Below are 23138 nucleotides of genomic sequence, written 5' to 3'. Positions count from 1 at the left end.
GTTCTCCTATGCCCGGCGTGGGCGCAGACCGCTGCTCATGGCCTGTCCGAAACTGATGGGGTTGTGTGATTGGCACCAAACCGTGCCTTTACCGTGAAAGCGGCAAACCAGGCCTTCGCCACCCAGAAACGAGTGGAACCAACTGGAACCGGCTTTGGTGATGCTAAAATCGAGGCTTTCATTGAAGGCAACGATGTGGCCGGTATCAACAATGTAATCGCCATCCACTTGCACCGGGTAGATCGCGCCGAAGGAAGATACCACCACTTTGCCGCTGCCTTTCAGGTTCAGCCAGAACACCCGTTCGCCGGAAAAGACGGATTTGAAGCCTTGCCAGCCCAGGTCGATATCCACTCCGTGTTCGCAAGCTAAAAAGGAGCTGCCCTGGACGATGAGGTTTTCCTGATCCAGTTCCATCACCTCCATATCCCCGGCCAGGGAAGTCCCGAACCAGATTTCGCCATCACCCTGCTGGGTTTCGAAGTGATTCAGGAAAAGGGATTCACCGGCGACCATCCGCTTGATGGCTTTCATCAGGCCGCCGCTGCCTTTTTTGTGGGTGGTGGTGGTGATGTTCATGTTGCCGCTCATTGCGATCATGGCGCCGGACTCAGCGGTGCAGATCTCACCGTTTTGCAACGTGACTTTGGCCGCAGTATTGCCAGGCCGGTTGATTAATTCGATCTTCATATTCCGATCCTTAGGGCAGTCGTGGATTAATCCAGCTGGCGATGCCGGAAATGCTGCGAGATTGAATAACAATTTTACCTTTGCCCACCACACGGGTGACCAGACCTTCGCCGCCAAACAGGCTGGAAAAAATGCCGCCGGCCAATTGCAGCTTGAGCTTGATCCCCGGTTCGTATGCCACCAGGTGACTGGTATCGACGATGAATTCACCGTCTACCTCTCGTTCCAGCAACGCGCCGAACGCGCCATACCACACTGTGCCACTGCCGCTGACGGCGATGCGAAACAACCCTTCACGGGCAATCCAGGAAATAAACCCGGCGAAGGCCACACCGACCTTGACGTCTCCGCTGCAAGCGAGAAAGGCGCCGGGCTGCATATACAGGGTTTCATTGTTCAGATCGACTTGTCTGACCTGGCCGGGGGTGGGTTGCACCACTGTCATGCGGCGCGGGCCTTGGGTCGAATTGGTGAAATCATTGATAAACAGGGTCTCACCCCCCAGAAACTTACGTAACAGGCCGATAAAAAAGCCGCCGTTAAAACGTGAACGCAGTTCGATGTCCGCATCCATGCTGGACATGGCATCGGATTCAGTGGTGATGGACTCACCTGGTTCCAGTTCAACGTCCAGGTAGGAAAAAGCGACTCCGCCCTTTATTTCTGTTTTCATGTTTCGGGTTCCTCGTCTTCTTTGGCGACAAAGCGTTTCACCCGTTCCTGCAGCGTAGTGAACGGGAGGCTCAGATCCAGCGTATTTTGATGGGGCAATTCGTTTATTTGCTCTTGCAGATGGTCGATGCGGTCTTCGGTTGCAGGATGCGTGCTGAGAAATTGCAATGTACTTTCAATGGATTCGCGGTTGTCTTCACCGGCGACTTTATCCAATTGCTTCTGCTCCTGCTCACGCAACTTTTCAAAAAAAGTGACTAGGCCTTCGGGCTCGATCTGGGCGCGATATAACAATGCCAGACCTTTTTCATCCGCCTGGGTTTCAAAACCACGGGAATAACTTTGGTTGATCAGATAGGGTGCGGCATTGGCGACCATCGCCAGGAGCCCGCTCATATCCCCGAGCATCGCGTTAATGGTGAGATAAACGCCAGCGGTCCCCATTATGTTGCGCACGCTGTGCTGTTCCGTGACATGGGAAATCTCATGAGCCACCACGCCGAGTAACTCATCGGCGCTATCGGCTTTCAGAATCAAGCCGCTGTTGATCACGACAATACCGCCGGGTAAGGCAAACGCATTTACTGCGTCATCACTGCTGATATAAAACTGAAATGGATAGCGTTCGTCCTGCAGTTGTTGCAATAGTGGTTGCAGCAGCGGGTCGAGCAGCTGATCGGATTCCTCTTGTTTAAGAAAATCCTGCCCCATTTGATATTGGGCGAAGGCGGTTTCACCGAGTTTTTGCTCCCATTCCGGTGGTACATGGCGGGCTAGGGGGCCGGTAAGGCTATCCATAAATAACACCACCAGCAGAGGTATCGCCACTAACACCATCACAACCGAGGCAAATACACCCCAGGTGAACCTGCGTTTGTTCTTGATCTGCTGCACCCTGCGTTGAATTTGGACATCGTTTTGCAGTGCAGGATGCTTCAGTATGCTCAGATCACTGGTGTATATGTTCCAGTCCGGTTCAGATGGATGACGGATAAATAAAAGCCGGTCACTGGCGCCACCGAGGGAGAATTGGGTGCCGCTAACCGGGAAGCGGACCTGCCCCTGGTCGTTGTGAAACTGAACGTGAACATCAGTCAGTGTGATTGCACCGGAGGCGCGTTCTTTGTCAAACGAATGATGAAACGCATGGGCTGCGTATGTGTCGGAGCTGGCCATAATGTGTGTGCTGTCCCGGATTTGTCCCGGCTGCACCGAACCTTCCTGTTCTTATGGTGACTGAAAGTAAAATTTATTGCTGCACCGCACCTTCCGGCACCGGCAGCGGGCGTAATAAACTGTGAACAACATACGCCAGACGTGCTTCGTTCTCTTTCTCGGTAAGCTCGGCAGAGGTTAGCACCTGGACTACGGAGCGCCATTCGGTGATGGTGGTTATAGGATTTACTAACAGTAAGAGTAGACTACCTTTCTGATAATTCTGGTCGCGGATCACCAGCCCCGGCTCAAAACCGAGTATGTCTCGCAGTTGTGTTTCATTGAGTTCATTGCCCAGCACCATTACGCCGTGCAGCAAATAGGTCGGTTTACTTCCCTGCGGAGCAAATTTATAACCCCGTGCAACTACTTCGCTGTCAATATCCGAACGCAGTAACTCGATCAACTTCTCATCCACATCGATGCCGTCGGGAGCTTGCACCGAAATGCCGTCGGCCCATGATACGGTGTCTCCGGCCCGCGGATGGAATGTCGAAGAACTGGTGGACACCACCGAGGCTTGGCGCAAAGGTTTCACTGCTTCAGGTTCTTCCACTTCAACTTGGGTACAGGCTAATAGATTTAAAGCCAGGAGGGGGGCAGCAAGTCGCAGAACGTGTTGTTTCATTTTGATCCTCAGGGAACCGAATGGGTAAAAAATGCTATCATAGCAAACAAATTCATATCCGATAGTTGTTGTCGTTGTAAAAGGTGAACCCATGCTGAATTACCGAATTATTCCTGTGACTCCCTTTGCGCAGAACTGTTCCCTGATCTGGTGTACTGAAACGCTGCAGGCTGCGGTGGTGGACCCCGGTGGTGATCTGGACAGAATTTATGCGGTAGTGAAGGAAACCGGCGTCACGTTAAAGAAAATTCTGCTGACTCACGCCCATATTGATCATGCCGGCGCTACTGCGGATTTGTCAGATGAGCACACCTTGCCCATCGTCGGTCCCCATACCGGGGATGATTACTGGATTAAAGGGCTACCGGAGCAAGGCAAAATGTTCGGTTTTAAAGAAGCCCGCATTTTCACGCCGGATCAGTGGCTAACAGACGGAGAGTCCGTTCAGGTGGGAAACGTAACGTTGAGCGTGCTGCATTGTCCCGGCCATACCCCGGGCCATTTGGTGTTTTTTGATCCCGACAGCAAATTGGCTATTGTTGGGGATGTGCTGTTTAACGGCTCAATCGGGCGTACGGATTTTCCCGGTGGCGATCACCCAACGTTGATTCGCTCTATTAAGGAAAAGCTCTTTCCTTTGGGAGATGAGGTGAAATTTATTCCGGGGCATGGGCCGATGTCGACGTTTGGAGAGGAGAAGAAGTCGAATCCGTTTGTCGGTGGTCAGTGGGGCTAGTCTGGGGATCAACGCCGGGCTCAGCCAGAAAGCGTAATAACAGCTGCTGATACGCCGGGAAATTAAAGGTGGTGATGTGAGGGCCCTTCGTGCTCACCCAATATTTGGGTTGCTGCGCCTGTTGATATACCGTCTGTCCCTGTGTAAAAGGAATAACCTGGTCCTCGGGGCTGTGTAGTATCAACAGCGGGGTTGGACTGATCTGCGCAACATGGTCTGCGGGGTTGTATTGCGTCGGTAACAGTGGTGCAACGGCAAACTGGGCCGGCCAAGTCAGCCAGTGACGGCTCAGCATCGCCTTTGCGATGTCCCGATGCCCGCTGAATACCGCATCCAGTATCACGCCTTTTACGCGTTCCGGCGTTGTGTTTTTTTCCGCGAAATAATAGCTACTGATGGCCGCTCCCAGGCTTTGCCCCAGCACAAACAGATCCAGATTACGCTCTTGCGCATAATCGCTGACCCAACGATAGCCAGCCTCTACGTCCATAAAAACCTGCGGCAGATCCGGTTTGCCCTGAGATTGGCCATAGCCCCGGTAGTCCAGCATAAATACATCGTAGCCGTACTGTGGCAACCAATAGACACTGGCAATATGCGTGCTGATATTTTCTGCGTTGCCATGCAGAAAAAACACCATACCTTTAGGGGAAAGGGACTCGGTTTTCAGTAACCAGCCATGCAACTTGGTTTGATCTCGTGCGTTCAGTTCAACGTCCTGATAAGACAATCCGATGTCCGCAGGTGTTCTCACCATTCTTTTATCCGGGTAGAAAAAATACTGAGTGCAACCGTTCAAAAACATAACAGAAGTGAGTAGTAGCAGTGTGTTGAGGGGCCTGTTACAGGTAATAACGAAACTCCAGACTGAATTCATCAAAATCCGTTTCCACTTGTTTGTTGTGGCTGGCTGAAAAGCGTAGAGCGCTATTTTGTCCCAGAGGTAGATTCTGAATCAAGCGGGTGGCGTGGCGATCTTTGCCATCGCTGAATTGGTAGTACTGGCTTTCCAGTTGCAGCGTGCCGAATGGTAGATAGGCCAAGCCGCCTGCCAGCGCACCTGCCGCGACTACCAATTTGGTATCGAGTAATTCATTAAATTCAACTCGCCCCATGGCCAGGCCATATACCAGTACCGGCTGCGCTATTTGGTAGGTTAACCCAGCACCACCATGGGCCTGCGTAGTAAGAAAATCATCGTTGGGGGAATATTGCCGTTGCATGCCTAACTGGACGCGCCAGGTGATTGGATTAAAAAATCGGTTACGGGGAGAGTGTGAATTTATATCGACAAAACTCAGGTCTTCAATTTGCAAACCATCGTCTTTGGACTTTCGCAAACGCAATTCACCCAGATTGATGGCGGCCCCATCCAGATAGCCGGCGCGATTGTCTGCCAGGTCGTGATAACTGAGACGAACCCGAAGATCCAGAAAACCAGTGTCCATAGATTCGCCGCCGGTCAAACCGAGAAGAAACGTTTTATGGCCCTGGTCAGGGGAAACTTCCGGGGTAGGGGGGTGGGAAGCCTTCTTGTCCGGTAGCCGACTGAGTTCGCGCAACAGGTCCAGGCTATATTGGGCCGCTACTTGATTTCGGGGGTTCTCCAGTTGCAGATACCGTAAATGCTTATAGGCCAGTTGCAATACCCCCGCTTGCTCCTGAGCCGGCAATGCGGTTAATTGCGGGCTTTCGAGCGAGGCGTTTTTGTGTGCAATTTGCCATGCCAGCGCCTGCTGTTCTTGGTCGAGCAAGCTGATCCGATATTCAATCTCGGTTGAAGACGAGGGTCGATAATCTACCGTATCGACCAAATCTCCATTCAGGACTGAGCGTATGGTATCGATCGGAATAGCTCGATAGCTGAAATCTTTTGTCAGCTCAGTGGTGGGTCGGGCGAATTCCAATAATTCCAACAAACGATAAGAACAGTTTTCATCAAAAAAGTAATAATCGAATTCAATATCACGCAGCTCCCACAAGTGAGAGACAAGGTCTCGGGTTTCCTGCGGATTCAGATTCAAGTTATATTCCCACAGGTCGCGGTTTTCAATGTGGCTGTATTCCTGGATTTTTTCATAGTAGGGAATAATGCTGAAAAAGCCCGGATAGCCTCCGAATAAACCTTTATATGCATATAAAATGGAGTTGTCCTGAGCATTCAGCTCGGCACCGAAATTCACCGCATAAGAGAGCCATTTCGAGCCTTGTTCTACATTGGCCGGATCCACTCTTAAAAATGTATGACCGAACATCGAAGATGGGCTATTGAGATAAGACGAAGCCAGCACCAGGCTCACACTGTGTGGATCCATCGCCGCTAACCATTGCGAGAACTCGGGACAGTCGGCTGGTGAGAGGGGGGGCTCAGCCAGATCAAATTGAGCACTAAGGAATTTCCATCTGGAGGGATAGCGGCAAATGGCATGCTGATCCGGATCGGAAACTGCAAAATAAAAGGCCTCAAGTGTTGCGCTGAGTTCGTGCTGTGGGTTGGTGCGGCCGTCTTCTGCCAGAAAAAAATCGGCATCATCTACCTGACTTTTGGCCGAGTGGCCATGTTCGCTGATGCTATAGTGCATCAGCCGCTGCCATACCGTGGAACGGGAAACGGCTTGAAGTTTATCCGCTTCCGGCGCGGAGTTAACTGCAGTGAAGGGCACGAATAACGCAAGAGCAACAACAAGATGCGGAACTACGTTCATGGAAAGTAAATTCTGGGAAATTAGACAGGTTAGATCAGCTGAATAGAAGGCAGCTACGGTGGCGGGGGCACATACGGCCCCCGCGCAATTTAACTAATCTGGATTGATAGAACCGATCAGGCGACGTATTTAGATAAACGATCGTCAGATTTCATAACAGACAGTATGTTTTTATAAACGTCTTCTGCAGTGGAATCTGCTGATACGAAGATGGTATCAAAGTTTGAGTTAATGGCTGCTGCGAAGTGGTTGCGATCTTCTGGTGCTATGCCCATGGAAACTGCAACTGCAGTCATGGCTTCACCTTCACCTTGAGCAGCATCAGCAACAAACTCGTCCATGACTTTGGAAAGATCGACTAATGCTTTGCCGCCGTAAGTCAGGGTGCCATTGGATGAACAGCCGTTGGTGCCAGATGTCATGCCGAAGGTGGCGTTGCCGGTAGTTCCGTTGGTCCATGAAGCCAGGAAGTGTGGGCCAAGTCCGCTTTGTCCTTCAAATAACATGTTGCCCCAGCCGCAATCGGGTCCGCCGGGCGCTTCTGCCATGGCCAGGGACGTGGAGCCTAAAAGTAATGCACCGACTAAAAGTTTTTTCATGATTTCTGTTCTCCGCATTGTTTTCCATGGAACTGTTTAATTACTCAGTTCTTGATCCTGCTATTAAATTTAGTTTTCTATCCGGTAATTTGCAATAACAATCACGATATTGCACCGGATAACTGATTACAGATTGCTTCGATATCCATTCGGAACCGCATCAGAAACAACGTCGGTAAAGATAGTGAGGGAAACGGGCGATTATGTAAACAGGTATCTTTGGATGCTATTGAGGCGGGATAGAGTAAGTAAGAGTGACATGAGCCACCGAGTCTTTCGACCCTTCGCTGTACAAAAGAACATCACCTACTGCCAGTCTTGCCCCCATTTTAAGGATTCGCGCTTCGGCCCGAAGTCTGCCTGGTGACGGCTTGCGATAGAAGTTGATGTTCAGATTTGTAGTCACAGCGAGGGCGATTTTGCCTAGATTTCCCAGAATGGCGACGTACATAGCCGCATCCGCCAGCGCCATCATGGTCGGGCCAGAGACCGTGCCGCCGGGCCTCAGGTGCCGCTCATCGGTTTCCTGCTCAACCACGGCTGCGCTGTCTGAAACAGAAATAACGCGGGCGTCGAATTGAGGAAAAATGTCCGCCAGGTAGTGTTGAACTTGTTGAGCCGTCAGTGCTGAACCCATAATTACACCTTCTGTTTCGGAGGGATTAGTATTGGGGTTGTGCCCGCTGAATAATAGCTTCGCAATCGACGCCTCGCGGAATCGTGCCGTACATTTGTTGTGAATCCTGTTGCAGTCGCGCCGCGCAGAAGGCATTGCCGATGTGCTCATTGTCGGTGCGTAACAGTATGCTGGCTTGCCAGGCTAACGCCAATTGTTCCACCAGACCGCGCGCCCGGTATTCAATGTCGGCAACATCACTAATATTCTTTTTTGCCCGCATGACAAAGCGATCGAAATCGCTATTTAACCCTTTGGCTTCATCTATTTCCGTAAACAGGGCTTCCAGACTACCCGGCGTACGGCTCATCGCGCGCAACGTATCCAGGCATTGCACATTACCGCTGCCTTCCCAGATCGCGTTGATTGGTGCTTCGCGGTATAGGCGTGGCATTATGCCATCCTCCATAACCCCCATGCCGCCGATGCACTCCATGGCTTCGTAAGCGTGTCCGGGGGTGCGTTTGCAAATCCAGTATTTACCGATGGCGGTACCGATGCGGACCAGCAATTGTTCCTGTTCGTCGTCCGGGGTATCCATGGCACGGGCAACGCGTAAGGTCAGCGCCATGGCGGCTTCGCTTTCCAGCGACAAGTCCGCCAGTACGTTTTGCATTAATGGCTGGTCAAATAATTTTTTACCGAACGCGCTGCGATGGCGGCAATGATGAAGTATTTGTGCCATGGCCTGCCGCATACCCGCGGCAGACCCGATCATGCAATCGAACCGGGTTAACGCCACCATTTCCAGGATATTTGCAATTCCACGGCCTTCATCACCGATCATCCAGCCCATCGCGCCGCGCAATTCTGTTTCCGATGAGGCGTTGGATACATTGCCCATTTTGTTTTTTAGCTGCTGCAGCTGCAGGGGGTTTTTAGAACCGTCGGGTCGCCAGCGCGGCACCAGGAAGCAGGAAATGCCGCCCTCCGTTTGAGCCAACACTAAAAAGGCATCACACATTGGAGCCGACACAAAATATTTATGTCCGACCAGTTCATAGATCCGGCCAGCGCCTCGATGCTCCACCGGATAAGCGCGGGTCGAGTTCGTGCGCACATCGGAACCGCCTTGTTTTTCTGTCATGGCCATACCAATAGTGACCCCCTGCTTTTGCTCAACCGGGACATTGCGTGGGTCATAAACGCGACGGGTAATGAGGGGTTCCCAAATTGCTGCCAGATCGGGTTGTTTGCGGATGGCCGGGACGGCGGCAAAGGTCATGGTGACCGGACATCCGTGTCCTGCCTCAACCTGAAATTGCAAATACGACATGCCCGCACGGAAAATATTCTTGCCGGGCCGGGTATCGGTCCAGGGAATGGAATGGATTCCATTGACGATCGCTGTTTCCATTAACTTGTGGTACGCAGGATGAAAATCAATTTCATCCACACGATTTCCAAAACGGTCGTGGCTGCGAAATTCCGGTTTCACTTTGTTGGCCTGAAACCCCCATTTAATGACTTCAGCGGAGCCGGTGAGCTGACCAAAAGCGGTTAATTCCGGTTCAAAATGCGCTGCTCCTTCTCTTTTGATGGCATCTTGTAGTGCTACATCCGATAGATACTGGTTGTAGTTTTCCAGTGGGCCTGACTGATTTTCGACAACGTGGGTTGTGGCTTGCATGGTATCGGCCATGGGATGGTTCATATAAGCACCTCGGTTTTAACCACTGCGCGCAAACAGAAGTTGACAATGTGATTGCACAGTTCGGTTTGGGACAGCTTGCGTTGTGAATTGGCGTGATTTGAATTGGGATGATTTCGGTTAATCTGTTGCGTACTGGAAATTACGATGGTTTCCGCCATGGCGCCAACCAGTGCCGCCGCACTCAAATAGGTGGGCTGGGAATAGAAGATGCGCTGGTCTTTTCCTTTTTCCAAAAGCGTGGCAAAAGTGTCAGCCCATAACGAACGGTATCGCAGACGGGTTTCTTCCAGCTCGGGGCCAACCGGTTCAGCAATCAGCGCATAAGCTAAGGTCGGGTTGCGCAACGCCCGCCGGGCGAAAGTGGTTAGTGACCCTGTCAATTGCTCCAGTGTGCTGTCACCCTGTTGGCTGGCCAGCACAACCGCGTCTATTTCATGTTCCGTTGCCAGCTCAAAAACCGCGACACACAAATCGGCCTTGTTTGAAAAATATCGATAGACCGTGCCGGTGGCAATTTCTGATCGGGCGGCCACGGCGGCAATCGTCAATCCCCTGAATCCGGTTTCGATGATCAGTTGCCGGGCTTGACGCAAAATTCGTGCACGAATTTCGGCCTTGCGTGTTTCGGTGCGACGGGTAGCCCGATATGCCATAAAGTGAATCCGGATTCATTTCTTTGAGGCCAGTTAACCACGATGGGCGAAATGGGTCAAGATCTGGGATGGGGGAAGGCGCTTGTTAACCGTTTGAGCGCAATGATCCGGGGGAGGCGAGCTCGGGAGCACGGAATTTGATTTGGTTGCGACCGCTCTTTTTCGATATATACAGTGCCTCATCTGCAGCGGTGATAAAGCTTTCGATGTTGTGTGTCTGCCCCGGAATGCAGGCTGTGGCGCCCAGGCTAGCGGTCACCGTTACCGGTGTTGAATCAATATCAAATTGAACGTTTTTGATGTCAATGCGGATCTGTTCCGCTACCAGCATCACACCGGCTTCGTCGGTGTTGGGTAACAGAACCATGAACTCTTCGCCCCCGTAACGGGCGACCACGTCGTTTTCCCGTAATGCACAACTCTCAATAGCTTTGGCTATTATGCGCAGGCAGTCATCGCCGGCCAAATGGCCGTGGGTATCGTTGAATTGTTTGAAGTGATCAATATCGACAATAATCGCCGCTAATGGCAGCTTTTCCCGCCGTGAGCGAGTGAATTCCCGCTCCAGTGCGCGATTTAGATAGCGCCGGTTGCGGATACCGGTTAAACCATCGGTATAGGTCAGCTCCTCCAAACGCTGATTGGCCACCTCCAGCTCCTGGGTGCGTTCCCGTACTTTGTATTCGAGGGTCTCGGTCGCTTGTCGTTGGAATTCCAATGCTTCCGCTTGAGCGTGCCGGGCATCCCGTTCGTGAATCAGGGCCTGCTCCTGCGCACGCCGCGCGTTTTTTTCCTGTTGCAAGGCCTCCGCTTGTGCCAGGCGTGCTACACGCTCGTTTTCCAGCGCACTGAGTTGCGCTTCAAAACGGCGGCGCTTTTCAACATTCAGGCGGTCTGCCAATGCGAAAGAAAGCAGAATCACTTCGAAGGCGGATCCAAACTGGGTTGCATGCTCGGTCAGAAAGTTACGCGGCAGCACATCAAATTTATTAAGAGCCAGAATAACGCCGCCGATGAGTAAGGTAAACCAGGATATGCAATAGTATTTTGCCGAGGAGTCGCCGGCCATCCAGCGGTACACACCGAAGCTGATGGCCAGGGAAATACCGAATACGGCCCACGCAATCACCACGGCGATCATGGTGGAGTAGCTGGCTAAAATAGTGGCTGCGGTGATGAGTATGCTGACAAAAACAACCATATTGGCAAGGTGCTGCAGGCGGGGGAAGGTTTCCCTGATGCGCAAAAATCGAATGGTGAACATGGCAGCGAACATCACCACGCAGGCGAGGAAAAAGACAATGCTTTGGTCGTTCCACCAGGTGTTTTCCGGCCACAGATACTGGAAAGACACGCCACTCAGGCTGGCAAAGAACAGCGCAATGCTGGCCACATAGCAAACGTAGTATAAGTAATTGGATTCGCGTACCGAGAAAAAGACAAATAGGTTGTACAACACCATAACCCCCATGGTGCCGAAATACAGCCCCAGTCCGAGCATATCGGATTGCGCACTTTGTAATAACGTTTTATCCCGCCACAGCTGAATCGGCACCTGCATCGAGCTGGTGGTTTCGACTCTGAAATAGAGAGTGACCAGCTCCTCCGGGCCCTGATCCAATGGCACGATAAAGTTGCGATGGGAGACCGGGCGATCGTTGAATGCGCGTTTGTCGCCTAGCTCCAGTAGTTGAATTTCCTGGTTGGGGTGATCAATAAACACATCCAGGTAATCCAGCACCGGATAGCCGATTTCAATATTGGTATGCTGTTTTTCGGTGGTTGTGTTGTGAATTTTTAAGCGAAACCAATACACATCACTAGTGTATCCAAAATTAATGTTGTCGTTACCGTGTTTACTGGCTTGCCATGGAATCTGATTCTGGGTTCGTGTGATTTCCTCAATAGAATAATCATGCCGGGGATCAGGGAGTACGGATAGGTACGGCATCAGGTTGAGGTGATCGGTTGTTGCCGTGAGGGGCAGTATGGGCTCCGCCCAGGCCAAAGGACTATTCAGTCCGAACACAGACGTGAACAGTATAATGATCCAAGCGCTGAATACGCGCTTACTACTAATAAATAGTACGTTCAATACGAGTGCCTACTAGCTTAGGAGACCGGCAAATCGGGGTATTATTTAAAGTGTAGACCGTTGTCAGAGGGATAGTTCTATAAATGCATTTGTTGACAAAAGAGAACGCATGAACGTAAGTCGTTACAATAGGTTAGTCTTGGGAAGCGAACGGCAAGGGCTCTATTTGACCACTGAAGAAATACTGTGATCCTCGCCAACCTCTTGAATAATAATGCGGTTTCTTCCACTTTCTTTTGCGCGGTAAAGGCATTGGTCGGCCTGATGCAGAATCGCCGCCTGTATATCCGGACGATCGGGCACACCGGTTATCATGCCGCCGGATATAGTGACATGAGTGGCAACCTCCGAGTTTGCGTGAGGTATATTCAGTCTATCCAGGGTGGCTTTGGTTTTTTCTGCAAAGGTTTTGGCTTCATTCGGTTGCGCGTCAAACCACATGATCAGGAACTCCTCGCCGCCGTAGCGACCGGCGAAGTCCAGCGGCCGCTTACAGTTTTTGATGAGGGCCTGGGCAACGCTGACCAGGCACGTATCCCCCTGGATATGTCCATAGCAGTCGTTGTAATTCTTAAAGTAATCCACATCAATCATCAACAACGTAATGGGTTTTTGTTCACGGTGGCCGTATTCAACAAGGTGATTTAACTTGTCAGCAATGGCGCCACGGTTATACAGACCGGTCAGTGGATCGGTTTTTGCCAGGCTGCGCAAAGCGCCGCGTTGCAGATAGCTGATTCGAAGCTGATACTCAAGGGTATAGGCACTGACACCGCCAATCAGGCAGGTGGCAAACAGAAAATAGTAACGGTGAAAGCTGTAGCTAGACGTGCTCAGGTAGAGTTCGCTCATTATCAGGTAACTGAGACTGATGATGATAATGCAGGCCAGTGACTGTCTAAATAGCATACCGCCCAGAAAAAACGCCACCATTATAATCAGCATTAAGCCTTCATAAGCAGCAAACTGGCCTAACCCCATGGTATAGACCACTTGTATATTGGTCGTGATTCCGATGAAGATAATGATGAAAAAACTGAATAGGGAAAAGTAATGTTGCTGAGAGGTGCGGAAAGTAAATGCCAGTGCCACCAGCAAAAGGGGGACCGTGATCCATACCCTAATCAATAGATAAAAATGAGCTGCTTCGCCGTCGATCAGGCGCAGATCGATCGGAACTAGCCCCAGTAGTAAGATAATACCGACAATAATGGCGCCGCGTTGCTTTACTACGTTGCGTGCATAGAAAAAAGTACGGAACTCCGCTTCCAGGCCGGCATTAAAACGTAACCCGTTAAAACCTTTCTTGAGTTGGCGATTATACTTTTGAAGGTCTTGGTTAAACTCCGGCATTGGCTTGTTACATCAAAGAAGACTGTGAAAATTATATCAACAATTGAGTGCGGGTTGTGGTGCGGTTAACGAGTTGTTTATAACGTAATGGAATAGATTTCCGCTTTTTGATGCGACGATTAGTGCTATTAATAGTTGGATTAGGCCATGCAGTAGCATTTAAAGGACATTAATCGCATTGAATTGGCCATAACCCACAATTTAGCCTAACCGTACATTGGCGGGAAAGATAGATCACCTTAGATTAACGGCCATCTGAAATCATCTGTTTTCAGATGGCCGTTAATCACCAGTAAAACAAATACAAAGGTGGATAGTATGCTTACCGTGCGATCTTTTAATGCCGATTGGAGTAGTCCGGAGCTGATCTGGATTCCCGGGGAAAAATTCTCCAGTTATGCGCTTAACGTGACTCACCTGGTGTTGCCGCCGGGAGAGCTTTGGTTTTGCCGAATATTCAACCTCACTTTGCCCCATATCAAAGACGAAGCACTGCGAACGCAGGTGAAAGGCTTTATCGGTCAGGAGGGAGCCCATGCGCGCGGCCACCGTGATGCATTAGCGGTTTATGAAGCGAATGGGTGGGATTTTTCTGAGTCTAAAGCGCGCCTTAACGGTATCTTTGGGCGGCTGTTGGGGGAAAAAGTGTTCGGTCGCTTTGAAGTAACCGGCAAGCAAGCTTTACGCTGGTTGCGTTTCCGGCTGAGTATTGTGGCAGCAGTGGAGCACGTGACTTGTGTTCTGGGCACTTGGATGATCAACAATACTGAGCTGGAAGCGTTAGGCGCGAATCAGCAAATGGTGGACCTGCTTAAGTGGCACGGAGCTGAAGAAGTTGAGCACCGTACTGTTGCTCACGATGTTTACGTCGCCATCGGTGGTAGTAATGTATTGCGGATACTGATGACGGTTCCGGTCATGTTCTTGATTCTGCTGACCTGGAAGCGCGGCACCCAAGTATTTATCAGTCAGGACAAGTCAGGGCCGCAGCGCTACGGTTTTAAAGCCTACCGGCGGGCTGCCAAACTCGGGTATCTGCCTGGTCTGGGGCTTTTGTTTAAAGCTTTTCTGCGATATTTCCGTTGGAACTATCACCCCCATTCCGAAGGTTCTCCAGAGTTGGCTGCGCACACCTTGCGCGAGCTGGAGCCAGAGCGAGTTTAAGTTCTCGCAGTTGAATGTCGTTACCTGCCATATCGGACGGCGTCCTGTGCCGGACGCACTCTTCTGTTTTTAATATCCTTATAGATCAATAATCCGTTGCCTAATCTGCACTATCGAACAGCCTGTCGTAGTGTGTTAAAATTTAGCCGATTCATAATTAAGTCAAATGAATTAAAAAAATAACAAAGCGCGTAACTCAATAACAAATAGCTAATAAGGCAAGCAGATAACTACACAACTCAACGCACTGAGAGGGCAGTATGATTTGGCATCACATTGAAAAAGGGCAGGGACGCCCCTTGGTATTGCTGCATGGAATCGGCATGAATAGCGACGCATGGCTACCCGTGATGGATCGTTTAGCAGTGGAGCGCAGGGTAATTGCGTTCGATATTCCCGGGTTTGGTCTCACGCCCGGCCTTGAAACAGGTAAGCCGGGGGCGGCTGAAATGGCGGCCAGCCTGAGCCAAAGCCTGCAGGAAATGGGCATTAAAGAGCCCGTGGATTTGGTCGGCAATTCGTTAGGAGGGCGCATTGCGCTCGAAGCAGCTTCAATGGGGCTGGCGCGCAGTATTGTGTGTATTTCGCCAGCGGGTTTGTGGAAAAAGACAGGGCCTGCGCACTTGGAGCCCCTGTTCAACCTGATGCGAAAAGCGACCAACGCAATGCCCGATCTGGTGGAGCGGGTGTTACACAATGCCTTAGGGCGCACCCTTATCATGTCCGGTGCAGTCGCGGCGCAGGGCTGGAAAATGCCGGTCGATGATGCGGTACGCTCTGCACGCATGTTTGCGGAGTCCCGCCATTTCGATCCCGTTTTCGACGCTTTCAGACCCCCTTTTGCGGGCGCCAGCCGCGTTACAGTGCCTTGTACTATTGCCTTTGGTGACCTGGATTTCGTATTTCCCGCATTCACGCGGGATAAGTCGAGAGCGCCCGCAAACACGTTTTGGGTGCGCTTACCTTTCTGTGGGCACGTGCCCATGTGGGATAACCCGGAACGGGTTAGTCAGGTAATATTGCGGGGTACGCGATAGAGGCTAGTCGGACAGGGCTTTCGTCATAAGCGGGCTATAGCCTTGTAACAGGGCGCTACCCAGGGACAGCATAATAATGGTTTGTTCTGCTTTGCGGCAGATCTCCTCCCGTCGTTCCGGTTGCTCGATGTAATCCATCGACAGCTGGAACATTTCCCGTGAAATCGTTTCCGCAATGGAAAGCAGCACGCTGTTTTCCACCGCTGGCATCAAACCCAGCGCTTCAATGTCTTCTGCCATATCCCGCGCAAAATCCTGCATTACCTGCCGCAGCGCCTTGCGTAACACCGGCGACGCGCCATGCAGCTCCCTAACGCCCAGAATGAATGCATTTGGATTGGTGGCGACGTAATCGAAGAACAGGCGAACCGTTTGCGTATTCACCAGTCTGGATTTTGCCAGATTCAGTTGTGGGTTCTGTTCCCAGGATTCCTGCTCGGTGCCTGCGGGTACCACGGATTCGGCTGCCTGGCGGCGTAACTGGCGTAACGGTTCGCGAATTTCTGAACTCATCTCATTGATGATGGCCAGGCCAAGCTCATCAAAGTCCTTGAAATGCCGGTAAAAGGTATTTGGGTTCAAGCCGGCTTCCCGAGCCAATTCACGCAAACTGAGGGCGTTCAGGCTGCGGGTGGATGCGGTCAGGGTCAGGGCAGCATCCATAAGTAAGCGCTTACCATTTGCCAGGATGTTCTTTGGGAGACTCATGTTTTCAATTCTGCTGATAGGGCTGTTTGTGTTTCGAATTGTAGTGCCTATTGACGGCGAAGTATACGACTGTATACTTTTGGTTCAAAGGTAGACAAGTGTCTACCTTGCTACGCAACTCGCACTTTGCTTAATAATAATTCAAAAGCAGGATGACAAAATGAACATGCAGACGGTTGAGCATCACAAAGTGGCCATAGTCGGGTCCGGTTTTGCCGGATTGGGTATGGCGATCAAGTTAAAACAGAAAGGCGACGACGACTTCATTGTTTTTGAAAAAGAATCCGGTATCGGTGGCACTTGGCGTGTGAACCATTACCCCGGCTGCGCCTGTGACGTACCGTCGCATCTGTATTCATTTTCCTTTGCGCCCAATCCCAACTGGTCGCGCATGTTTGCTCCTCAGCCGGAGATTAAAAAATACCTGGAGCATTGTGCGGATAAATATCAGGTATTGCCTCACGTGAGACTGAACTGCGCGGTGGATAACGCCCGTTGGAACGAGCAGCGGGGGATATGGCAAATCACTGATCAGAACGGCAAGCAATACACAGCGACCATGCTGGTGATGGGTGCTGGGGGGCTGTCCACACCGGCCTATCCCAATATCCCCGGTAAAGAGAAGTTCAAAGGTAAAATGTTTCACTCCCAGGATTGGGATCATCAGTATTCATTGCAGGGAAAGAGCGTTGCGGTGATCGGCACCGGCGCCTCCGCTATTCAGTTTGTGCCTGAGCTGCAGCGTCGCGCCGGTAAGGTATCCTTGTTCCAGCGCACACCACCCTGGATTATTTCTAAACCGGACCGCGCCATGAATGTGGCAGAACGTTTGTTGTTTAAGCGCTTTCCTGCTGCGCAACGGCTGTTAAGAGATTCAATTTACTGGTCGTTGGAAAGCCGGGTATTGGGTTTAGCGGTTAATCCACGCTTGATGGTGTTGGCAAAACGCTGGGCACTAAAGCATATTCGTAACCAGATCAGTGATCCGGAGTTGCGTAAAAAAGTGACGCCGGACTACACCATCGGTTGCAAACGCATACTGATGTCGGACGAATATTATCCGGCACTCGATCAAACTAATGTGGATGTTATCACCACCGGTATTCAGGAAATTACGGAAGACAGCGTGATTACGGTTGATGGTGTTGAACGTAAGGTGGATGCGATTATTTTCGGAACCGGTTTTAAAGCCAATGATCCGGTGCCGAAAGATATGATTTTCGGACGCAACGGTACCGACCTGGTGGATACCTGGGTTGACGGGCCTGAAGCGTATAAAGGTACCACCGTATCGGGATTTCCGAACCTGTTCTTTTTGGTTGGACCCAATACCGGCTTGGGCCACAATTCCATCGTGTATATGATTGAATCACAATTGGCCTATGTATTGGATGCGATGAAATACATGGCTAAAAACGACGTAAACTGGGTGGATGTCGCACCGGCTGCGCAAAAATCTTTTAACGCGGAAATACAAGGCAAATTATCCGGCTCAGTATGGAATGATGGGGGTTGCCAAAGCTGGTATCTGCACCCGGTGAGTGGTAAAAATGTAACGCTCTGGCCCGGATTTACCTGGCAATTCCGCAATCAAACACGCCATTTTGACTCTGCTGCCTATATTGCTAACCGAGATGACAGTGCGCCGCAGGCCATTCAATCAGGAGCTACTGCATGAAATCCTATAAAAACAAAGTTGCGGCCATTACCGGTGCTGCTTCAGGAATCGGTCGCGCATTGGCGGTCGATCTTGCCAAGCGGAAATGCAATCTGGCCTTAAGTGATGTCGACGAGAAAGGGCTGGCGGAAACGGTGCAGATGGTTTCTGCAGCCGGTGTCAGGGTCACCAGCCGAACACTGGATGTTGCGGATCGCAAAGCCATGCATGCCTGGGCCGATGAAGTGGTGCATGATCACGGTAAGGTGAATCTTATATTCAATAATGCCGGGGTCGCGTTGGGTGGTACGGTAGAAGATACGGGTTATGAAGATTACGAGTGGATTCTCGGTGTTAATATGTGGGGTGTCGTACAGGGCACTAAAGCCTTCCTGCCTTATATTAAACAAGCAGGCGAAGAGGGTCATGTGATCAACATCTCCAGTGTATTCGGTTTGTTTGCCCAGCCCACGCAAAGTGGTTACAACATGTCAAAATTTGCCGTCCGTGGTTTTACAGAATCTCTACGCCAGGAGCTGGATATTGAAAGCTGCGGTGTCTCGGCGACCTGTGTTCATCCCGGCGGAATTAAAACCAACATAGCGCGTAATGCGCGGATGACAAAAAGCATGGAAAATCTGACCGGCACGGCCAGCGCTGAAAATATGCGTGACAGCTTTGAGGCATTGTTTATGACCACCGCGGAACAAGCGGCTAAGGTTATATTGTCTGCGGTCTCTGCCAATAAACGCCGGGTGTTGATCGGGCCTGATGCCAGAGTGCTGGATATGATGCAACGTACCCTGCCGGTAATTTATCAGAAAGTCGTCACCGCCTCCTTTAAGCTGGCAAGCCGTTAAGCGAGTTAGTTCTGATGCCCGGGCACTGTCCGGGTTTTTGCGTTATGGGGCCAATCCATTAAATTAGTGTTTTTTTAAGGGAGCCGCAAGGTAGAATCTAAGCAACGAGAAATTAACAGTAAAAATTTAATCATAATAAATAGCTGAAATTAGAATGAAGTTTTTAAACATTAACGGTGCGAGGAGATCACAATGAACGGTTTAATGATGGATACCCCATTATCCATTGCTTCCATTTTACGTCATGCAGAGAAAGTGCATAGCGATGGTAAAATAATTAGTCGTAAGCCAGAAGGAGGTGTCTTCCGGTATACCTACGCGGATGCCGCCCGGCGTGCCCGCAAAACCGCGAATGTGTTGAGTCGCCTGGGCGTCCAGCAGCAGGACTGTGTCGCCACATTAGCCTGGAATACCCATCGACACTACGAATTGTATTTCGCCGTTTCTGGTAGTGGCGCAATCTTGCATACGGTTAACCCGCGCTTATTCCCGGAGCAAATAATTTATATTCTGAATCACGCAGAAGATGCGGTCCTGTTTCTGGATATTCAGTTTGTGCCCTTGATTGAAGCAGTTATAGATCACCTGCCACTACTCAAGCATATTGTGCTTATGGTTGATAAAGAGAGTATGCCGGAATCCAAGCTGGATTTGCTGTGTTACGAAGAGCTGCTGGAAGCGGCCAGTGAAGAATACGAGTGGCCACAACTCGAAGAGCAAATGGCGGCCACGCTGTGTTACACATCGGGAACCACAGGTAATCCGAAGGGCGTGCTTTATAGTCATCGTTCTACTGTAATTCATGCGCTGGCCTCGGTGAGCAACGACGCACTCGGGGTTTGTAATCGAACGGTAGTGTTGCCTGTGGTGCCGATGTTCCATGTTAATGCCTGGGGCATACCTTATGGTGCTACAGCCGGTGGTGCTACTCTGGTTTTGCCGGGTGCAGGCATGGACGGTGCTTCGTTGTATGAATTAATCGATTCTGAAAATGTGGCGCTGCTATTGGGTGTGCCAACCGTGTGGCTTGGTTTGTTGCAATATTGTGAGAAAGAAAAGCTGACGTTATCAACGGTGGAGGAAGTTGTCATTGGCGGCTCCGCTGCTCCAATGTCAATGATCAAGGCGTTTCAGGAAAAACACGATGCGTTTGTGATACACGCCTGGGGAATGACCGAGCTTTCTCCGATGGGCACTATGAACAGTATGAATTCGTACATGGCTGGCTTGTCCCAGGAAGAACGTTACCAACTGCAAACCAAACAGGGGCGTCCTATTTTCGGAATCGAAATCCGCATTGTGGGCACAGATGATAATGAACTGCCCCATGATGGAAAAGCCTTTGGTCGTTTACAGGTTCGTGGGCCCTGGGTCGCCAGCGCCTACTACAAGAACGATGATCAGTCTGATTGGCATAATGGCTGGTTCGATACTGGCGACGTTGCGACTATTGATGCGCAGGGATATATGAATATCGTTGACCGCGCCAAAGATGTCATCAAATCCGGTGGTGAATGGATCAGTTCAATTGATATAGAAAACATTGCCATCGGCTATGAGGGTATCAGTGAGTGCGCGGTAGTCGGTGTGCCTCACCCGAAATGGGATGAGCGACCTTTATTACTGGTGGTTAAAGATCAGGGAGCAGATTTGACCAAGGAATCGATTTTGGCGTTTCTTTCGGACAAAATTGTGAAATGGTGGATGCCAGATGAAGTGTTGTTTGTTGAAGAACTGCCTCATACGCCCACCGGTAAGTTATTGAAACGGGACCTGCGTGATCAGTATCATGATGTTTATACGAAGTAGGGAGCGATGGCCAGGCGTTAGTGTACGTTAAGATGATACGGAATGCAGATTCAAGCTCGCATCGTGTAAGTATCTGAAGTTAAACTTTCCGTGAAGCGAAAATCAAAAGCGGACAGCAATGTCCGCTTTTTTTGGGTCGGGCGAATGGTTTGATGGTGAGAGATTAAAGCGACCCGGTCTTATAACTTTTCACACGCTGTCGCGGGAACACAACAGTTCGTCATGGTTTCACCTAACAAAGCCGGTTCCCGTCAACTAATCTTAATATGGTAACTGCTCAGTCATTAGTGGAGTTCTATATTATGTTCGGTAAAGGAAAGCGCAGAACGAGCACCCCGGCGGCGCTCAAAATAATAGCGCGTAATGTTCGATTTGATTATCAGAAAGCGATGAAAACGAATCGCTACTGGCACAATCAAAATCCGGTTTCGACCCATTTCTTTAACGCGCTTCAAGCCTTGTTTCCCGAAGGGGAGCGGTTCTTTATGGATTCCGCCAGGGATGTGCGGGATCAGGTGGGAAAAGAAAATCTGCCAGTGAACCTGGTCGTTCAGATTCAGCAGTTTATACGTCAGGAGGCGATGCACGGCCGCGAGCATGATGGCTGGAGCAAAGCATTGATTGAACTGGGTTACGAAAAAATGGAGCGCTTTGACGAAAAGTTAAGACGTGATAACCGCTGGGCACGAAAAAAGATCTCTCCGTTAGCGCGGCTGGCGATGACGGCCGCCTCAGAGCATTTTACTGCGTCACTCGCGCACCTGTTTATCTATCATCGGCCGGATCTTATTGAAAATGCGGATTCCCCTTTCCGGGAATTATTGATCTATCACGCATTGGAAGAGGTCGAACACAAAGCGGTGTGTTTCGATTTGTACAACGCAGCCGGTGGTGGCTATTTTATGCGGGTGGCTGCCATGCTGTTGGTAACTGCGGATCTATTAGTGAGGCTGAACCATCGGCAGAGCTATCTGCTGGAAAAAGACGGCTTGCTGAATCCAGAAACGAAAAAAGAAATGCGCAATCTGCTGTGGGGAAAACAGGGCATCATGCGGGCTTTAATGCCATTCTTGCTACAATATTTCCGGCCGGGTTTCCATCCCTGGGAGACCGACGAACGCCGGGATTTGCTGGAACGATTCCGCGTTGAGATGGAAACAATAGATCACCTGCAGGCTCAGCAGAGCGCAGCTTAGTCACTGCAGGCGATCAGGGTAGTTGGTTGTCTTATTTTATTTATAGAGATCGAGCAGCTTGCTTTGCTGCTCGATGGCGTTATGAAATTCTGCTTTGATCCGGTCTATTAACCTTGCAACGCTAACGATATCTTCAATGCCGGTACAACCCTGCCCGGCGGACCAAACTGTTTTCCAGGCTTTGGCTTCGTCTGATACCGGCTTCAGTTTGGTGCCGTAATCTACTTCACCGGGTTGGTTTACTTTATCCAGGTCGTAGCCCGCTTTCTGCATGCTGGGCCGCATGAAACTGGCAGGAACACCGGACACGGCGGGGGTGTGGACGATGTCTTTACTATCACAATCGATCACCATCTGCTTGTATTCCTGATCTGCCTGGCTTTCTACGGTATTGATAAATCGCGTTCCCATATAGGCCAGATCGGCTCCCATTTGCAAAGCAGAAGCAACATCGCTGCCGTGATTAATGCAGCCCGCCAACAACAGGGTTTTGTCAAAGAAGCTGCGGATTTCGTGTACCAGTGCAAAAGGGTTGGTGGTGCCGGCATGGCCGCCGGCTCCAGCGCAGACTGCGATTAAACCATCCACTCCGGCTTCCGCAGCTTTCTGCGCATGACGTTTAGTGGTGACATCATGAAATATGACTCCGCCATAACTGTGCACAGCATCTACCACCTCCTGAACCGCACCCAGCGAGGTAATAATAACGGGTACTTTATGCTTTACGCAGATTTCCAGATCCGCCTGCAAGCGCGGATTTGTTTTGTGGACAATCAGATTCACCCCATAGGGTGCGGCAGACTCCCCCGTTTGTGCCTCAAATTCACTGAGCGCCTTTTCAATTTCCACCAACCATTCTTCAAAACCTTCGCTGGTGCGTTGATTGAGCGCAGGGAAGGTGCCGACGACTCCGGCTTTACAGTTCTCGATGAGCATTTGAGGGCCGGATACCAGGAACATAGGGGCGGCCACAACGGGTAGTTTTAGTCTGCCTTCAAAGCTTGCAGGGAGTGTCATAGTCAACTCTTTTG

General features: G+C 50.6%; 21 protein-coding genes. 7 read left to right on the top strand and 14 right to left on the bottom strand.

Going from position 1 to position 23138, the window contains the following annotated elements; genetic code table 11:
- Positions 1-6: 6 nt before the first annotated feature.
- From FT643_RS06105 to FT643_RS06090, 4 genes are read right to left on the bottom strand one after another with little or no spacing between them, the layout of a single operon-like run.
- Entirely contained in the window at positions 7-690 is a 684-nt protein-coding gene (locus FT643_RS06105) for a TIGR00266 family protein (RefSeq protein ID WP_156870222.1), read from the bottom strand.
- Between the two features lie 10 nt (positions 691-700).
- A complete protein-coding gene (locus FT643_RS06100; RefSeq protein ID WP_156870220.1) occupies positions 701-1363 on the bottom strand; it encodes a TIGR00266 family protein in 663 nt (220 codons plus the stop codon).
- Positions 1360-2574: a M48 family metallopeptidase gene (locus FT643_RS06095; RefSeq protein WP_317621953.1), complete on the bottom strand. Its 1215-nt coding sequence runs from the start codon at positions 2572-2574 to the stop codon at positions 1360-1362. Before FT643_RS06095 ends, FT643_RS06100 begins: the two co-directional genes overlap by 4 nt.
- 37 nt (positions 2575-2611) lie before the next feature.
- The gene (locus tag FT643_RS06090) at positions 2612-3205 is read right to left on the bottom strand and encodes a DUF4136 domain-containing protein (protein ID WP_156870218.1); all 594 of its coding nucleotides are present in this window, start codon (positions 3203-3205) and stop codon (positions 2612-2614) included.
- Positions 3206-3296: 91 nt separating this feature from the next.
- On the opposite strand from FT643_RS06090, the gene FT643_RS06085 reads away from it, so the two are divergent.
- Positions 3297-3941, top strand: a complete 645-nt coding sequence (locus FT643_RS06085) for an MBL fold metallo-hydrolase (protein ID WP_156870216.1) — start codon at positions 3297-3299, stop codon at positions 3939-3941.
- Here FT643_RS06085 and FT643_RS06080 read toward each other — a convergent pair.
- The 8 genes from FT643_RS06080 to FT643_RS06045 form a co-directional block, all read right to left on the bottom strand.
- Complete coding sequence (locus tag FT643_RS06080; protein WP_198043354.1) at positions 3862-4698, bottom strand: alpha/beta hydrolase; 837 nt, start codon at positions 4696-4698, stop codon at positions 3862-3864. The genes FT643_RS06085 and FT643_RS06080 overlap by 80 nt on opposite strands.
- 85 nt (positions 4699-4783) lie before the next feature.
- On the bottom strand, positions 4784-6646 hold the full coding sequence (locus tag FT643_RS06075; protein ID WP_156870212.1) for an Lnb N-terminal periplasmic domain-containing protein: 1863 nt from the start codon (positions 6644-6646) through the stop codon (positions 4784-4786).
- 116 nt (positions 6647-6762) lie between these two features.
- Positions 6763-7245, bottom strand: a complete 483-nt coding sequence (locus FT643_RS06070) for a DUF3015 domain-containing protein (RefSeq protein WP_156870210.1) — start codon at positions 7243-7245, stop codon at positions 6763-6765.
- Positions 7246-7471: 226 nt separating this feature from the next.
- Positions 7472-7882 (bottom strand): PaaI family thioesterase, encoded by a 411-nt coding sequence (locus tag FT643_RS06065; RefSeq protein ID WP_156870208.1) that lies wholly within the window; start codon positions 7880-7882, stop codon positions 7472-7474.
- Between the two features lie 25 nt (positions 7883-7907).
- On the bottom strand, positions 7908-9575 hold the full coding sequence (locus FT643_RS06060) for an acyl-CoA dehydrogenase family protein (RefSeq protein ID WP_156870206.1): 1668 nt from the start codon (positions 9573-9575) through the stop codon (positions 7908-7910).
- Positions 9572-10228 carry a TetR/AcrR family transcriptional regulator gene (locus tag FT643_RS06055; RefSeq protein WP_156870204.1) on the bottom strand — a complete coding sequence of 219 codons (657 nt, stop codon included), beginning with the start codon at positions 10226-10228 and terminating at the stop codon, positions 9572-9574. Before FT643_RS06055 ends, FT643_RS06060 begins: the two co-directional genes overlap by 4 nt.
- A gap of 85 nt (positions 10229-10313) precedes the next feature.
- Positions 10314-12323 (bottom strand): sensor domain-containing diguanylate cyclase, encoded by a 2010-nt coding sequence (locus FT643_RS06050; RefSeq protein ID WP_156870202.1) that lies wholly within the window; start codon positions 12321-12323, stop codon positions 10314-10316.
- Between the two features lie 162 nt (positions 12324-12485).
- Complete coding sequence (locus FT643_RS06045; RefSeq protein WP_156870200.1) at positions 12486-13676, bottom strand: GGDEF domain-containing protein; 1191 nt, start codon at positions 13674-13676, stop codon at positions 12486-12488.
- Between the two features lie 318 nt (positions 13677-13994).
- Between FT643_RS06045 and FT643_RS06040 the strand changes: the two genes are divergently transcribed.
- Both FT643_RS06040 and FT643_RS06035 read left to right on the top strand, forming a co-directional pair.
- Positions 13995-14840, top strand: coding sequence for a metal-dependent hydrolase (locus FT643_RS06040; protein ID WP_156870198.1), 846 nt, complete (start codon positions 13995-13997; stop codon positions 14838-14840).
- 260 nt (positions 14841-15100) lie between these two features.
- A complete protein-coding gene (locus FT643_RS06035; RefSeq protein ID WP_156870196.1) occupies positions 15101-15877 on the top strand; it encodes an alpha/beta fold hydrolase in 777 nt (258 codons plus the stop codon).
- Positions 15878-15880: 3 nt separating this feature from the next.
- Here the strand turns inward: FT643_RS06035 and FT643_RS06030 are convergent, their stop codons facing one another.
- Positions 15881-16585 carry a TetR family transcriptional regulator gene (locus FT643_RS06030; protein WP_156870194.1) on the bottom strand — a complete coding sequence of 235 codons (705 nt, stop codon included), beginning with the start codon at positions 16583-16585 and terminating at the stop codon, positions 15881-15883.
- A 160-nt stretch (positions 16586-16745) separates the two neighbouring features.
- Here FT643_RS06030 and FT643_RS06025 point away from each other — a divergent pair, with 160 nt between their 5' ends.
- The 4 genes from FT643_RS06025 to FT643_RS06010 all read left to right on the top strand — a co-directional run bounded on the left by FT643_RS06025 (position 16746) and on the right by FT643_RS06010 (position 22107).
- Positions 16746-18263 carry a flavin-containing monooxygenase gene (locus FT643_RS06025; protein WP_156870192.1) on the top strand — a complete coding sequence of 506 codons (1518 nt, stop codon included), beginning with the start codon at positions 16746-16748 and terminating at the stop codon, positions 18261-18263.
- Positions 18260-19102: an SDR family NAD(P)-dependent oxidoreductase gene (locus FT643_RS06020; RefSeq protein ID WP_156870190.1), complete on the top strand. Its 843-nt coding sequence runs from the start codon at positions 18260-18262 to the stop codon at positions 19100-19102. Before FT643_RS06025 ends, FT643_RS06020 begins: the two co-directional genes overlap by 4 nt.
- Before the next feature lie 192 nt (positions 19103-19294).
- Positions 19295-20911 (top strand): long-chain-fatty-acid--CoA ligase, encoded by a 1617-nt coding sequence (locus tag FT643_RS06015; protein ID WP_156870188.1) that lies wholly within the window; start codon positions 19295-19297, stop codon positions 20909-20911.
- Positions 20912-21213: 302 nt separating this feature from the next.
- Positions 21214-22107, top strand: a complete 894-nt coding sequence (locus tag FT643_RS06010) for a metal-dependent hydrolase (protein ID WP_198043353.1) — start codon at positions 21214-21216, stop codon at positions 22105-22107.
- 36 nt (positions 22108-22143) lie between these two features.
- Here FT643_RS06010 and FT643_RS06005 read toward each other — a convergent pair whose 3' ends face one another.
- Positions 22144-23124, bottom strand: a complete 981-nt coding sequence (locus FT643_RS06005) for an NAD(P)H-dependent flavin oxidoreductase (protein ID WP_156870184.1) — start codon at positions 23122-23124, stop codon at positions 22144-22146.
- Positions 23125-23138: the final 14 nt, after the last annotated feature.

Source organism: Ketobacter sp. MCCC 1A13808 (genome assembly GCF_009746715.1).
In the GTDB taxonomy this organism is placed as follows: domain Bacteria; phylum Pseudomonadota; class Gammaproteobacteria; order Pseudomonadales; family Ketobacteraceae; genus Ketobacter.
Note: the sequence above shows the minus strand (reverse complement) of the source record. Positions and strands in the feature narration are given on the sequence as shown.

Coding starts and splice junctions, on each gene's coding strand:
- FT643_RS06020 (WP_156870190.1), top strand. CDS start 18,260: ATGAAATCCTATAAAAACAAAGTTGCGGCCATTACCGGTGCTGCTTCA.
- FT643_RS06030 (WP_156870194.1), bottom strand. CDS start 16,585: ATGAGTCTCCCAAAGAACATCCTGGCAAATGGTAAGCGCTTACTTATG.
- FT643_RS06085 (WP_156870216.1), top strand. CDS start 3,297: ATGCTGAATTACCGAATTATTCCTGTGACTCCCTTTGCGCAGAACTGT.
- FT643_RS06055 (WP_156870204.1), bottom strand. CDS start 10,228: ATGGCATATCGGGCTACCCGTCGCACCGAAACACGCAAGGCCGAAATT.
- FT643_RS06040 (WP_156870198.1), top strand. CDS start 13,995: ATGCTTACCGTGCGATCTTTTAATGCCGATTGGAGTAGTCCGGAGCTG.
- FT643_RS06025 (WP_156870192.1), top strand. CDS start 16,746: ATGAACATGCAGACGGTTGAGCATCACAAAGTGGCCATAGTCGGGTCC.
- FT643_RS06015 (WP_156870188.1), top strand. CDS start 19,295: ATGAACGGTTTAATGATGGATACCCCATTATCCATTGCTTCCATTTTA.
- FT643_RS06080 (WP_198043354.1), bottom strand. CDS start 4,698: ATGGTGAGAACACCTGCGGACATCGGATTGTCTTATCAGGACGTTGAA.
- FT643_RS06035 (WP_156870196.1), top strand. CDS start 15,101: ATGATTTGGCATCACATTGAAAAAGGGCAGGGACGCCCCTTGGTATTG.
- FT643_RS06075 (WP_156870212.1), bottom strand. CDS start 6,646: ATGAACGTAGTTCCGCATCTTGTTGTTGCTCTTGCGTTATTCGTGCCC.
- FT643_RS06105 (WP_156870222.1), bottom strand. CDS start 690: ATGAAGATCGAATTAATCAACCGGCCTGGCAATACTGCGGCCAAAGTC.
- FT643_RS06070 (WP_156870210.1), bottom strand. CDS start 7,245: ATGAAAAAACTTTTAGTCGGTGCATTACTTTTAGGCTCCACGTCCCTG.
- FT643_RS06100 (WP_156870220.1), bottom strand. CDS start 1,363: ATGAAAACAGAAATAAAGGGCGGAGTCGCTTTTTCCTACCTGGACGTT.
- FT643_RS06045 (WP_156870200.1), bottom strand. CDS start 13,676: ATGCCGGAGTTTAACCAAGACCTTCAAAAGTATAATCGCCAACTCAAG.
- FT643_RS06010 (WP_198043353.1), top strand. CDS start 21,214: ATGTTCGGTAAAGGAAAGCGCAGAACGAGCACCCCGGCGGCGCTCAAA.
- FT643_RS06090 (WP_156870218.1), bottom strand. CDS start 3,205: ATGAAACAACACGTTCTGCGACTTGCTGCCCCCCTCCTGGCTTTAAAT.
- FT643_RS06060 (WP_156870206.1), bottom strand. CDS start 9,575: ATGAACCATCCCATGGCCGATACCATGCAAGCCACAACCCACGTTGTC.
- FT643_RS06065 (WP_156870208.1), bottom strand. CDS start 7,882: ATGGGTTCAGCACTGACGGCTCAACAAGTTCAACACTACCTGGCGGAC.
- FT643_RS06005 (WP_156870184.1), bottom strand. CDS start 23,124: ATGACACTCCCTGCAAGCTTTGAAGGCAGACTAAAACTACCCGTTGTG.